The organism is Streptomyces sp. Ac-502 (assembly GCF_045222935.1).
Lineage (GTDB): Bacteria > Actinomycetota > Actinomycetes > Streptomycetales > Streptomycetaceae > Streptomyces > Streptomyces monomycini.
Map to the genome: position 1 here is coordinate 3925460 of NZ_JBHFFO010000001.1, position 11323 is coordinate 3936782.

The window sequence follows — 11323 nt, forward strand, 5'->3', positions numbered from 1 at the left end:
CCGGCCGCGGGACCGCTCAGGCGTCGTCGCCGAGCACCGGCTCCGGCAGCGTGCCGGCGTTGTGCTCCATCAGCCGCCAGCCGCGGGCGCCCTCCCCCAGCACGGACCAGCAGCAGTTCGACAGGCCGCCCAGTCCCTCCCAGTGGTGGGACTCCAGGCCCAGCAGCCGCCCGATGGTCGTACGGATCGTGCCGCCGTGGCTGACGACGACCAGGGTGCCGCCGTCCGGCAGCTTGTCGGCGCTGCGCTCCACGATCGGGGCCGCACGGTCGGCGACCTCGGTCTCCAGTTCGCCGCCGCCGCGCCGTACGGGCTCGCCGCGCTTCCACGCCGCGTACTGCTCGCCGTACTGCGTCACGATCTCCTGGTGGGTCAGGCCCTGCCAGGCGCCCGCGTACGTCTCGCGCAGCCCCGCCTCGTGCGTGATCTCCAGACCGGTGACGGCCGCCAGCTCACGGGCGGTGGCGGCGGCCCGGCGCAGGTCGGAGGCGATGATCGCGTCCGGTTCGAGGGCCGCGAGCAGCCGGGCGGCGCGCCGCGCCTGCGCCACGCCCTCCTCGGTCAGCTCGATGTCCGTGGAGCCCTGGAAGCGGTGCTCCAGGTTCCACGCCGTCTGGCCGTGGCGCCACAGGACTATCCGGCGGCCACGGCCGCTCCCGCTGCCGTTCAGCTCAGGTCTCCGTCCTGCTCGGCCGCCGTGGCGTCGGCGTGCGCGGCGGCCTTGCCACGGGTGGCCTTGGCCTCCTCGGGGAGGTCCAGCTCGGGGCAGTCCTTCCAGAGGCGTTCGAGGGCGTAGAAGACGCGCTCTTCGCTGTGCTGGACGTGGACGACGATGTCCACGTAGTCGAGCAGGACCCAGCGGGCCTCGCGGTCGCCCTCGCGGCGCACCGGCTTGGCGCCCAGTTCCTTGTTCAGCCGCTCCTCGATCTCGTCGACGATCGACTTGACCTGGCGGTCGTTGGGGGCCGAGGCCAGCAGGAACGCGTCGGTGATCGAGAGCACGTCGCTGACGTCGTACGCGATGATGTCGTGCGCGAGCTTGTCGGCGGCCGCCAGCGAGGCGGCCTGGATGAGCTCGATGGAGCGGTCGGTGGCGGTCACAATCCAGCTTTCGGGACGGGTGGACGGAGCCTGTGTCATGACCCCGGCCAGACGGCGGGCGCCTGGCCGGGGTCATGACACAGGCTCGCGGGTACCCACCAAGGGTCTCACGGACCGCCGACACTCCCACCTGGCTTTACGGGCGGTGCGCCCCGGCCCCGGAGCCGGGGCGGCCGGGGCCGTGATGCCCCGTACCGCCCTCGGTCCGCCGAGCACCGGCCCGGCGGGCCCGGCGCCCTCAGCCCTTGTAGTCCTGCCCCAGCACCACTGTCACGTCGGCGTTCGGGGCCGTCTGGCCCTGCTTGACCGCGCCGGCCGGCAGACCCAGCGTCTTGGCGGCCTCCTCGGCCTTCGCCTTCTGGGCGGCGTCCGCGTACGTCACCTGGGAGGCCGGCCTGGCCGCCGCGGTGCCGCCCTCGACGAACGAGTACCCGCCGTTGACCAGGGCGATCCGCGCCTTGTCGGTCGCTTCCTTCTTGCCGGTGGCGTTCTGGACGCTGACCCTCGGGGTCGAGCTGGGGTCGGCCTTCTTGACCGTGCCGCCGAGCACCTCCTTGACCACACCGTCCGCCGCCTGCCGGCTGAGCGTGCCGTCCTGCTGCACCGGCAGCAGGGTGGTCCCGTAGGAGCCGGCCTTCGCCAGCTCGGCGCGCTGGGCGAGCGAGCTGCCCAGCTCGGCCTCGGTGAGCGGCGGGTCCAGCACCTGGAGCAGCGACTTCACGGTGGCCGTGGCGCCGTCCGCGTCGCTGGAGACCTTCTTCAGGGTGGCCTGCATCACCTGGCCGAAGCGCTCCAGCTGCTTGGTCTGCGGTTCGCCGGGCCCCTGGAACGTGGCGTACGCCACGGCTGCCTGGCCGTTCAGCTCCTGGCTCCTGCCCTGCTTGACGAGGGGGCCGTCGCCCTTCTTGGCGCCGGGGACGGTCGCGTCGGTGTCCAGCGTGATGCCGCCGGTCGTCTCGACCAGGTTCTCCAGGTACGGGGTGTCCAGCCGCCAGCTGGCCTTGATGTCGGCGCCGAAGAGCGTGTTCAGGGCCTCCCGGGTGGGGTCGATGCCCTGGTCCTTGACCGACTTGGCCAGCGTCGTGGACCCGCCGTCCTCGGTGGAGACCGCCAGGCTGTTCGGGAGCAGGACCGTGGTGCCCTTGTGGGTGCTCTCGTTGTCCACGAGGAGCGCGGTGGAGCTGTTGCCCTTGGGGTCCTTCAGGTGCACGACGAGCACATCGCGCTTCTCCCCGGCGCCCCCGGCCTCCTTGCCCGCCTCGGCACCCGAGAGGCCGGGCAGCTTGCCCGCCCACCACAGGTAGCCGACGCCGCCGAGGAGCAGCAGGACCAGCAGCACGATCAGCATGACCTTGCGGCTGCGGCCGCGCCGCTTGGCCTCCTCACGGCGCTCGGTACGGCTCTCGGTGAACTTGAGCCAGTCGATGACGTCCTCGGAGTCCTCGGCCGGCTCCTCGATGAACGAGAACTGCTCGGTGAGGTAGTCCGTGTCCGGAGCGTCCCCGGGGCCCGGTGCGGCCCCCTGGCCGGGCGCACGGCCTGTGCCACCCGGGGCTCCGTCGCGCGGGGTCCGCTCGGCGGTCTCCCGGTCGGGCTGCCCGTACGGCTGAGGCTCCGGCTCCTGATAGGAGACCTGCTCGTACGAGGGCTGCGTCGACTGCTGCGGGATCCAGCCCTGCTGCTGTTGCTGCTGGGCCTGCTGCGGTGTTTGTTGCTGCGGCAGGCCGTGCTGCTGCGTCTGCTGGCCCTGCTGTGTCTGCTGGGGCTGGTGAAACTGCTGGGGCTGCCCGTACGGGTCGTACTGCTGGGGGTACTGCGCCTGCTGGGGCGTCTGCTGCGGCACCTGCTGCTGACCGTACGGGTCGTAGCCGTACCCCTGGTAGCCCTGGCCTTGGTGGCCCTGGTCCTGATGCCCTTGCTGCCCGGTGCCCGGCTGCCCGCCCTGCTGCTGATGGCCGTACGGATCGTACGGGCCCGGTGCGCCGTACGGGTCGTAACCCACCGGCTGCCCGTACTGGTCATACGCGGCCTGCTGCGGCGCCTCCGGGTACACCGGCTGCCCGTAGGCGTCGTAGGTGTACCCCGGCTGCCCCTGCTGGTCCTGGGCATACGGGTCCCGCGGCACGTACGGGTCGTGTCGGTCGTTCACCGGTGCCCCTTTCCGTGAGCCCCGTCGGCGGTCGTCGTCGGCGGCCGTCGGCAGCGGATGTCAACGGCCGTCGTGGCCGGTCGGGTCCTCGCGGTACAGGTCGCGCTTGTCGATGTAGCGCACGACACCGTCCGGCACCAGGTACCAGACCGGGTCCCCCTGGGCGACGCGCGCCCGGCAGTCGGTCGAGGAGATGGCCAGCGCCGGCACCTCGACCAGGGACACCGCCCCTTCGGGAAGCCCGGGGTCGGCGAGTACGTGCCCGGGCCTGGTCACCCCGATGAAGTGGGCGAGCGAGAACAGCTCCGGCGCGTCGTGCCAGGTCAGGATCTGGCCGAGCGCGTCGGCGCCGGTGATGAAGAAGAGGTCCGCGTCACGGTGCTGCTGGTGCAGCTCCCGCAGCGTGTCGATGGTGTACGTCTTGCCGCCGCGGTCGATGTCGATCCGGCTGACGGAGAACTGCGGGTTGGACGCGGTCGCGATGACCGTCATCAGATAGCGGTCCTCGGCCGGCGACACCGTCTTGTGGCTCTTCTGCCACGGCTGCCCGGTCGGGACGAATATGACCTCGTCGAGGTGGAACTGGCTGGCCACCTCGCTGGCGGCGACCAGGTGTCCGTGATGGATCGGGTCGAATGTCCCGCCCATCACTCCGAGCCGCCGCTTCACGGGCCCTGTCTGCTCTCCCATGCGTGCAGACCCTACTGGGCGCTGCGCGGTGCCGGGGTCCCGGTGCCCGCCCTCAGCGGTCCCGGTTGAAGCGGGTGGTGATCCAGAGCAGCAGGAGCAGGGCGATCAGGGCGCCGCCACCCGTGACGAACGGGTTCAGGCTCTCGTGCGCGCCGCCCTCCTGACCGCCTTCGGCGAGGGTGACCAGGTGCTGTGCGGTGGTGTGCAGGCTCATCGTCGGCAGAACCAATCCGGGATGGGGTCGGACAGAGACTTCCGCCACATCGTATGCGCGAGCTCGCCCGGGTCTCACGCCGACTCCGCCGGGAGGGCGCTCGCACGCCCGTCCGCGGGGGCCGCTCCGGGTCCGCGGGCGGGTGGGCAGGCCGGGAAGGGGCGGGGTCAGTCCCGGTCGTCGCGGCCGTTCTGGCCGTCGTGGTCGTCCTTCCCGTAATTGCGCAGCAGGACCCACGCGAGGAACACGGCGCCGAGGATGCCGACGATCAGGACGGTGCGCAGGATCCATCCCGGGCCGTCGTTCTTCGAGGTCTCCGCCGCGGCGGCGAGCAGCACGCTCGTGTTCGGCATGACTGAAGCGCTCCCTTTGTACGGGCATGTGGGCATCTGCGGGCCCCGGTGCGCTCGCCAGCGTACGCCTGGGCATCCAAATGGCTGTCAGTGGCGTCCTCTAGTCTGAATCACACGCAGTCGAACAGGGGAGGCCCCAATGACGGAGAGCCCAGGCGGCAGCGAGCGCGTACCGAGCCGGGACCGCAGGCGGTTCCCCGGCATCTCGTCCCGCGCCTACGAGCACCCGGCAGACCGTTCCGCGCTCGTGGCGCTGCGCAAGCTGAGCGGGTTCGACACCGTCTTCAAGACGCTCAGCGGCCTGTTGCCGGAGCGCAGCCTGCGGCTGATGTTCCTGTCGGACTCGGTGCGCGTCAGCGACCAGCAGTTCACGCACCTCAACGACATGCTGCGGGACGCCTGTTACATCCTGGACCTGGAGAAGGTCCCGCCGATGTACGTGAATCAGGACCCCCAGCCGAACGCCATGTGCATCGGCCTGGACGAGCCCGTCATCGTGCTGACGACGGGCCTGGTCGAGCTGCTCGACGAGGAGGAGATGCGCGCGGTCGTCGGCCACGAGGTCGGCCACGCCCTGTCCGGGCACGCGGTGTACCGCACGATCCTGCTGTTCCTGACGAACCTGGCACTGAAGATCGCCTGGATCCCGCTGGGCAACGTCGCGATCATGGCGATAGTGACGGCGCTGCGCGAATGGTTCCGCAAGTCGGAGCTGTCGGCGGACCGGGCCGGGCTGCTGGTCGGGCAGGATCTCCAGGCGTCCATGCGCGGGCTGATGAAGCTGGCCGGCGGCAACCACCTGCACGAGATGAACGTGGACGCGTTCCTGAAGCAGGCCGAGGAGTACGAGGCAGGCGGCGACCTGCGCGACTCCGTGCTGAAGGTGCTGAACATGCTGCCGCGCAGCCACCCGTTCACCACCGTGCGGGCGGCCGAGCTGAAGAAGTGGGCGGCCAGCCGCGACTACCAGCGCATCATGGACGGCCACTACCCGCGCAGGGACGAGGACAAGGACACCTCGGTGTCCGATTCCTTCCGTGAGTCCGCCGCGCACTACGCCGAGTCGGTGCGCACCAGCAAGGACCCGCTGATGGGTCTGGTGCGCGACATCGCCGGCGGTGCCGGTGACCTCGGCGGCAAGCTGCGGGACACGGTCTTCCGCGGCGGCTCCCGGCCGGGCGGTTCCGGTGGTACGGGCGGCTCGGGCGGTGCGAACGGGCCGGACGGCGCCAACGGAGCGGACGGCGCTAACGGGCCGGACGGGCCGGGCCCGGCTGGGAAGTAGCCGCCAGCTTCCCGCACAGCCCGGTGTTCGAACGGCCGCGGGCGTACGGGTCGGTGGCCGCCGGCCCGGCGTCCCCGGCGCGCTGCCCCGCGAGCAGCGGACGCAAGGTGCTCGACGCGTCGGCGGAGCAGGACATCGGCCCTGCCTGGAGGTTGCTCTGCAGCACCTCCAGGCGGTGGTCGTCCAGGTCGTCGCGGCTGATCCGGAAGCGCAGTTCGCGGCGGACGGTGAACAGCGAGGCGGCGGCGGCCTGTTGCCCCGCCGCGGCCTTGGTCCCGGCCCCGTCGCGAGCCCCGGCACCGCCACCCCTACCCGTACCAGCACCAGCACCAGCACCAGCACCAGCACCAGCACCAGCACCAGCCGGACGTACCGCGTAGGCGAAGGTGAAGTCGGCGCTCACCTCCAGCGCGTCCGCGCCCACCTCGGTGGCCGACAGCGTGCCGGTCACCCGCACATCGGTGTCGGCCAGTTCCACCTGGTCCGGATCGAAGCGGGTCAGCCAGCCGGTGGCCGCGTGCCGCCCGTCGTCGGCCGGATGCGCCAGGCTCCGGTCGAACTGGTCGAGTTGGCCGGGGTCGAGCAGCAGCCCCACCGGCCGTACGGAGCCGCCCGTCAGGGTGGCCGGGTCGATCGAGGAGCGCACCAGGTAGTCCTTGGCGAGGGTCAGGGCGGAGACGACCTGACCGTCCGAGAAGTGCTCGGTCCGCGAGACCGCGGGCAGGTTCACGCCCGCCGCGCCGATGCGGTACTGCGCCGCGGGGCTGCGCGCGAAGAGGTCGGCCGGTTTTCCGCCCGGCACGGCGCCGTCCGGCGCCAGCGGCACGACCGTGGACCGCAGCGGCTCCGCCGCCATCGGCTCGGGGGCCGGTAGGGGTGGCGGACCCCCATGTAGATAGCGGTGCCGAAGGCGATGACGATCAGCAGGGCCAGGAGCACGGCCTGCCGGGCGCCGCCGAGCCGCGCCCAGGCGTGCCGGGTGCGTACGGCCCGTGCGTGGTCCTCCATGCGCTCCCTCGCCGAGTACTCCTGAAGGCGTGCAGCTCGTACGAACGATTCGTCGAAGACGACGGATCGGTATTCGTCCTCTCCGCCTCCCCCGGCGCCCTCGGGGGTCCCTTCGGGAGGGTCACCAGCACCGGCCATACCACAAGAGTAGGTCCGCGGAGGCGCCGGTAAACGCCCTGGTACGGGACAAGTTCGGCGGGTTCTGCCGGAGTTGCGGCCCCCGCTTGCGGCGGACGCACCCGTGCGCGGGAGCCGCCCGGCGCCCCGGGGCGCGCGGCTCCGGGCTCTCAGCCGGTGCGCGGAGCGGCGGAAGCGGGTGGTGGCGTCGACTCGGCCGAGGCGGACGCCGACGGCACCAGGCTGGAGCGGACGGGCGGTACGCCCTCCACCCCGCTGGTCGCGGGCGGGGGCGCCGGAGTCTGCGTGCGTCCCCGGACGCGCCGCGGTAGACCGCGGAGAAGGCGAGCGCGACGAGACCGATGCCCATGAGGACGGCGAGCACCCAGGCCACCGGGCGGTGCCAGCGGACGCTGCCGCGGTACGGGCGCAGGGCGCCGCCGTACGGGCCGTACGGACCGTGGGGGCCGTACGCGTCCGGGTCCGCGCCCCGCCCGGGGTCGGCGCCGGCGCCACGGCCGTAGCGGCGGCCCGTGGCGCGGGGGCGGCCGTCCGGGGCGTCGTCGGCGTCCGGGTCGGTGCCGTACCCCGGGCGGCCGCGGGCGGCGTCGGCCTCGGCGCGTGCCTGGGCGGCGGCCAGCATCCGTTCCACCGCGGTGGGTTCGTGGAAGCGCGCGGACCGCACGAAGTCCTCGTCGAGGACCACGGAGGCGAAGTCCTCGTCCGCTTCCCCGTGGCTCGGCTGACTGTGCTCGTCGGGCTCCTCGCCGTCCGGGAACGGCTTGCCCCCCACGTCGTCCGGCACTCCTCCAGACTAGCCCGGGGCGGACGGTCGTGGGCGGGTAGGACGGGAATCCGGCCGCGGACGGGCGTGCGGACCGGCGCCGTCCCGGTCCGCCGGAAACCTCCGCCCGTACCGTCAGCGCGTGTGGCCGTCCCCGGTGACGACGTACTTCGTCGAGGTCAGCTCCGGCAGCCCCATCGGGCCGCGGGCGTGCAGCTTCTGCGTCGAGATGCCGATCTCGGCACCGAACCCGAACTGGCTGCCGTCGGTGAAGCGGGTGGACGCGTTGACCGCGACCGTCGTGGAGTCCACGAGCTGGGTGAAGCGGCGGGCCGCCGCCTGCGAGGTGGTGACGATCGCCTCGGTGTGCCCGGAGGACCAGCGGCGGATGTGCGCGACCGCCGCGTCCAGGTCCTGCACGACGGCCGCGGCGATGTCGTACGAGAGGTACTCGGCCGCCCAGTCCTCGTCCGTGGCCGGCGCGACCAGGCCGGGGCCGGCCTGCTGCCACGCCGTGTCGCCGTGCACGATCACGCCGGCCTGGGTCAGCGCCTCCAGCGCCCGCGGCAGGAACGTCTCGGCGATGCCCGCGTGCACCAGCACCGTCTCGGCGGCGTTGCAGACGCTGGGCCGCTGCGCCTTGGAGTTGATCAGGATGTCCAGCGCCATGTCGATGTCGGCGTGCTCGTCCACGTACACGTGGCAGTTGCCGGTGCCGGTCTCGATCACCGGGACCGTGGACTCCTCGACGACCGTACGGATCAGCGAGGCGCCGCCGCGCGGGATCAGCACGTCCACCAGGCCGCGCGCCCGCATCAGCTCGCGCACCGAGTCGCGGCTCTCCCCCGGCACCAGCTGGACGACGTCGGCCGGCAGTCCGACGCTCGCCACCGCGTCCCGCAACACCTCGACCAGCGCCGTGTTCGAGGCGTAGGCGGAGGACGAGCCGCGCAGCAGCACCGCGTTGCCCGCCTTCAGGCACAGCGCGGCGGCGTCCACGGTCACGTTCGGCCGGGCCTCGTAGATGATCCCGACGACGCCCAGCGGGACGCGGACCTGCCGCAGGTCGAGGCCGTTGGGCAGGGTGGAGCCACGCAGCACCTCGCCCACCGGGTCGGGCAGCGCCACCACGTCGCGGACGTCGGCGGCCATCGCGGTGACCCGCTCGGGGGTCAGGGTGAGCCGGTCCACCAGGGACTCGCCGGTGCCCGCGGCCCGTGCCTTGGCGACGTCCCCGACGTTGGCGGCGACGATCTCTTCGGTACGGGCCACCAGGGCGTCGGCGATGGCGAGCAGCGCGCCGTCGCGCGCGGTGCGCGGCTGCGGCGCCAGGACGGCCGCCGCCTCCTTGGCGCGCCGGGCGGTCTCGATGACGGGTGAGGGGTGCGCTGATTCGCTGGTCATGGCGGAAAGCGTAACCGGGCGGCGGAACGCGGTCCGGCCGCGTTCCATCTGGCAAGACGCCGCGGTCCGCGCCCGACGGGCCACGGGCCACGAGCACGGCCCGCCGCCCGCCGGTGCGGGCGCCCGCCCGTACAGGTGCCCCTGCCGGCGTCCGTACCGGTCTTAGTACGGATGCACGCCCAACCGGGACGCGGGCGGCGGCCCGTACCCCTCGGCGACGCGCTGGTGGTACGTCTCCCGGTCGATGACCTCCAGGCCCACGATCTCCCACGGCGGCAGCCCGGCCGAGGAACGGTGCTCGCCCCACAGCCGCAGGGCGACCGCCGCGGCGTCGTGCAGGTCGCGGGCCTCTTCCCAGTAGCGGATCTCGGCGTGGTCGTTGGCGTAGCGGCTGGTCAGCAGGAAGGGGTGGTCGTGAGCGAGCTGTTCCAGTGCCCGCCGGACCTCCTGGACGGGGGCCTCGGCCCCCGAGACGCTGAGGGTGACGTGCCACAGCCGGGACGCCTCGCGGCGCCCGGGCGACGGCCGCTCGGACGTCGCCCCGCCCGGCCCGGCACGGTCCCCGGACGCGGACCCGCCGGCCGGTCCGGCGGGTCCGACGCTGGTCAGTGTGCGCTCCGCCGTCCCTCGGGGCAGCGCCCCTGAGCGCCCTCGTCTCACCGGCGGCCTCCTGTTATGCGTATCGCTCCGCTCGTACGTACGGGGGCGGAGCCGATCGGTGCTGTCGTCCGTCACCGGCACCGGCCCGCCGCCGGATGCGCCGCCGCGTGCGGACCGCCCGGGTCACCGCGGATCGCGCTGCTCCGGAGCCCGGTCGCGGGCGGTTCCTCGGCAGTGGTCCGGCACTGCTGTCTCACGGCGCGCACTCGCGCGCGGCGGACGGCGCTCCCCGGACGCCGTCCCCGCAACAAAGTTGACCAGCCCGCGGGCCGTCGCGGGGGCATTTTCGAGAAGGTCTCCGTGGAAAGGCTGGTCTTTGGACCTTTCCTGCCACTTGTTTCCCTGTTGTGACGGCCGTCAGTGGTGCAGTACGACCAGATCGTCCCGGTGCACGACCTCGCGTTCGTACGCGGGTCCCAGCTCGCGGGCGAGGTCACGGGTGGAACGGCCGATCAGCCGCGGGATCTCCCGCGCGTCGAAGTTGACCAGGCCGCGGGCGACGGCGCGGCCCGCGGTGTCCCGGAGTTCGACCGGGTCGCCGGCGCTGAACTCCCCTTCGGCCGCGGCGATACCGGCCGGCAGCAGCGAGGAGTGCCGTTCGACGACGGCCTCGACGGCGCCGTCGTCCAGCACCAGCGCGCCGCGCGGGGTGGAGGCGTGCGCCAGCCACAGCAGCCGGTCGGCGGAGCGGCGGCCGGTGCGCAGGAAGTGGGTGCCGGTGGGGCCGCCGGCCAGGGCGTCGGCGGCGTGCACGGCGGAGGTCAGGACGACCGGGATGCCGGCCGCGGCGGCGATCCGGGCCGCCTCGACCTTGGTGACCATGCCGCCGGTGCCGACGCCGGCCCGGCCGGCGCTGCCGATCGAGATGCCTTCCAGGTCGGCCGGGCCGCTCACCTGCGCTATCCGGGAGGTGCCGGGCAGGCTCGGGTCGCCGTCGTAGAGCCCGTCCACGTCCGAGAGCAGCACGAGCAGGTCGGCGCGTACGAGGTGGGCGACCAGGGCGGCCAGCCGGTCGTTGTCGCCGAAGCGGATCTCGTCGGTGGCGACGGTGTCGTTCTCGTTGACGATCGGTACGGCGCCCATGGCCAGCAGCTGGTCCAGGGTCCGGAAGGCGTTGCGGTAGTGGGCGCGGCGGCTGGTGTCGTCCGAGGTGAGCAGGACCTGGCCGACGCGGCGGCCGTAGCGCGCGAAGGAGGCGGTGTAGCGGGCGACCAGCAGGCCCTGGCCGACGCTGGCGGCGGCCTGCTGCCGGGCCAGGTCGCGGGGCCGCCGGTCCAGGCCGAGCGGTGCCAGACCGGCCGCGATGGCGCCGGAGGAGACCAGCACGATCTCCTTGTCCTGGTGCTTGGCCAGCACGTCCACCAGCGCGTCCACCCGGTCCGCGTCCAGGCCGCCGCTCGCCGTGGTCAGCGAGGACGAACCGACCTTGACCACGATCCTGCGGGCGTCCGTCACGTCCTGCCTTGCGCCTGCCACTGCCTACCCCTGTGCTCGCCTGTGCGCCGCCGCGTACGGACGGTCCCGTGTCCGGGAGGTTCCGTACGGGTGTTTCCGTACC

Annotated in this window: 10 protein-coding genes and 2 pseudogenes; 1 reads left to right on the forward strand and 11 read right to left on the reverse strand. The window is 73.0% G+C overall.

The window, feature by feature from the left end:
- Positions 1–16: 16 nt before the first annotated feature.
- The 6 genes from ACEXOX_RS17785 to ACEXOX_RS17810 form a co-directional block, all read right to left on the reverse strand.
- On the reverse strand, positions 17–670 hold the full coding sequence (locus ACEXOX_RS17785; protein WP_406526382.1) for a histidine phosphatase family protein: 654 nt from the start codon (positions 668–670) through the stop codon (positions 17–19).
- On the reverse strand, positions 667–1101 hold the full coding sequence (gene rsfS / locus ACEXOX_RS17790; protein ID WP_030020512.1) for a ribosome silencing factor: 435 nt from the start codon (positions 1099–1101) through the stop codon (positions 667–669). The genes ACEXOX_RS17785 and rsfS overlap by 4 nt, the downstream gene beginning before the upstream one ends.
- A gap of 238 nt (positions 1102–1339) precedes the next feature.
- Positions 1340–3250, reverse strand: a complete 1911-nt coding sequence (locus tag ACEXOX_RS17795; RefSeq protein ID WP_406521780.1) for an LCP family protein — start codon at positions 3248–3250, stop codon at positions 1340–1342.
- A gap of 60 nt (positions 3251–3310) precedes the next feature.
- Positions 3311–3940: a nicotinate-nucleotide adenylyltransferase gene (nadD, locus tag ACEXOX_RS17800; RefSeq protein ID WP_406521781.1), complete on the reverse strand. Its 630-nt coding sequence runs from the start codon at positions 3938–3940 to the stop codon at positions 3311–3313.
- Between the two features lie 52 nt (positions 3941–3992).
- Positions 3993–4154, reverse strand: a complete 162-nt coding sequence (locus ACEXOX_RS17805) for a hypothetical protein (RefSeq protein WP_031001894.1) — start codon at positions 4152–4154, stop codon at positions 3993–3995.
- 167 nt (positions 4155–4321) lie between these two features.
- Positions 4322–4507: a hypothetical protein gene (locus ACEXOX_RS17810; RefSeq protein WP_406521783.1), complete on the reverse strand. Its 186-nt coding sequence runs from the start codon at positions 4505–4507 to the stop codon at positions 4322–4324.
- Positions 4508–4646: 139 nt separating this feature from the next.
- Between ACEXOX_RS17810 and ACEXOX_RS17815 the strand changes: the two genes are divergently transcribed.
- Positions 4647–5792, forward strand: coding sequence for a M48 family metallopeptidase (locus ACEXOX_RS17815; protein ID WP_406521785.1), 1146 nt, complete (start codon positions 4647–4649; stop codon positions 5790–5792).
- On the opposite strand, the pseudogene ACEXOX_RS17820 reads toward ACEXOX_RS17815, so the two are convergent.
- The 5 genes and pseudogenes from ACEXOX_RS17820 to proB all read right to left on the reverse strand — a co-directional run bounded on the left by ACEXOX_RS17820 (position 5755) and on the right by proB (position 11220).
- A pseudogene (locus tag ACEXOX_RS17820) lies at positions 5755–6938 on the reverse strand (hypothetical protein). The gene ACEXOX_RS17815 and the pseudogene ACEXOX_RS17820 sit on opposite strands and share 38 nt — an antisense overlap.
- A 149-nt stretch (positions 6939–7087) precedes the next feature.
- Positions 7088–7722: pseudogene (locus tag ACEXOX_RS17825) on the reverse strand (hypothetical protein).
- A gap of 114 nt (positions 7723–7836) precedes the next feature.
- Entirely contained in the window at positions 7837–9105 is a 1269-nt protein-coding gene (locus tag ACEXOX_RS17830; RefSeq protein WP_406521787.1) for a glutamate-5-semialdehyde dehydrogenase, read from the reverse strand.
- A gap of 162 nt (positions 9106–9267) precedes the next feature.
- Entirely contained in the window at positions 9268–9765 is a 498-nt protein-coding gene (locus ACEXOX_RS17835; RefSeq protein ID WP_406521788.1) for a hypothetical protein, read from the reverse strand.
- Between the two features lie 357 nt (positions 9766–10122).
- Complete coding sequence (proB, locus tag ACEXOX_RS17840; RefSeq protein ID WP_406526383.1) at positions 10123–11220, reverse strand: glutamate 5-kinase; 1098 nt, start codon at positions 11218–11220, stop codon at positions 10123–10125.
- Between the last annotated feature and the right edge of the window lie 103 nt (positions 11221–11323).